The organism is Cryobacterium inferilacus (genome assembly GCF_019599185.1).
GTDB classification, from domain to species: domain Bacteria; phylum Actinomycetota; class Actinomycetes; order Actinomycetales; family Microbacteriaceae; genus Cryobacterium; species Cryobacterium inferilacus.
This window is the reverse complement of record NZ_JAIEUL010000052.1, coordinates 1-1,424: the sequence shown is the minus strand read 5'-3', so window position 1 is coordinate 1,424 and position 1,424 is coordinate 1. Positions and strand designations below refer to the sequence as shown.

Genomic DNA, 1,424 nt, shown 5'->3' with positions numbered 1-1,424 from the left:
AGGTCACGTCCCGCTGAGTGGTGGAGTTTCTCAACACCGTGCGGGTCAGTTGTTCTAGCTTAGGCGGCGGCGAGTTCGGGGAGGATCACCGCCTCGTCGATGACCTCGATGGGGTTGTTCATGGTGGCCAGCTCGAGCATCGATGACTCGGAGAAGTAGCGGCGTTCGCCGGCCTCCCACTCGTCGTGCTGCTCGATCAGAACGGACCCGGCCAGGCGCAGCAGGGCGGCGGAGTTGGGGAACACACCGACGACGTCGGTGCGGCGTTTGATCTCCTTGTTCACCCGTTCCAGCGGGTTCGTGGACCAGATCTGGCGCCAGTGCCGCCTGGGGAATGCGGCGAACGCGAGCAGATCGGGCTGCGCGTCGACGAGCATCGCCGCGACCTTCGGGTGCGAGCGGGTGAGCATCGTGGTGACCTCGCGGAACTGCTTCTCGATGTGCTCGCGGTCGGGCTGGGCGAAGATGGTGCGGATGATCGAGGCGACCATGTCCTGCGATCCCTTCGGGATCACCGCGAGGACGTTGCGCATGAAATGCACCCGGCAGCGCTGCCAGCCGGCACCCTGGAACACGGTCCCGATGGCCTTCTTCAGCCCGGTGTGCGCGTCAGACATGACCAGCTTCACCCCGTCGAGACCACGGGTCTTGAGCGACCGTAGGAACGACGTCCAGAAGCCTTCGTTCTCGCTGTCACCCACGTCGAAGCCCAGGACTTCCCGGCGACCATCGGCCGCAACGCCGACCGCGACGACGATGGCCTGGGACACGATTCGGTGCCCAACGCGGGCCTTGCAGTAGGTGGCGTCGAGGAACACGTAAGGGAAGTCCTGCGCGGCGAGGGTGCGGTCTCGAAACTCAGCGACCTCGGCGTCCAGGCCGGCGCAGATCCGGGACACCTCCGACTTCGAAATCCCGGTATCCGCGCCGAGCGCTTTGACGAGGTCATCAACTTTCCGGGTCGAAACGCCGTGGACGTAGGCCTCCATCACGACTGCGAATAACGCCTGGTCGACCCGGCGGCGCCGCTCCAGAAGGGCGGGGAAGAACGAGCCGGCGCGGAGCTTGGGGATCTTCAGGTCGAGATCGCCGGCGGTCGTCGACAAGGTCCTGGGTCGGGTGCCGTTGCGGTGGGTGGTGCGTTCGCCGGTGCGTTCGAATGGGGCGGCGCCGATGAACGCGGTCGCTTCCGCATCGATCAATTCTTGATAGAGAGTTTCGGTCGCGACGCGGATTCGGTCGGTGACATCAGTGAGTTTGAGTTCTCCCAGCAGGTCGAGCAGGGCAGACTGGTCCAGAGCCATCGTGTGGTGTCCTTTGTGAGTTGCTTTAGTCGGTACTCACTGACCATCCCACGGTGGCTCTTTACGTTGACGAAGCAACGCTCAAGAGCGGGAAACCACACCACTCACAGGGACGTAACC

General features: G+C 64.1%; 1 protein-coding gene. It reads right to left on the bottom strand.

The features are described from left to right. Positions 1-59: 59 nt before the first annotated feature. The gene (locus tag K2F54_RS18835) at positions 60-1,304 is read right to left on the bottom strand and encodes an IS256 family transposase (protein ID WP_220607387.1); all 1,245 of its coding nucleotides are present in this window, start codon (positions 1,302-1,304) and stop codon (positions 60-62) included. Positions 1,305-1,424: the final 120 nt, after the last annotated feature.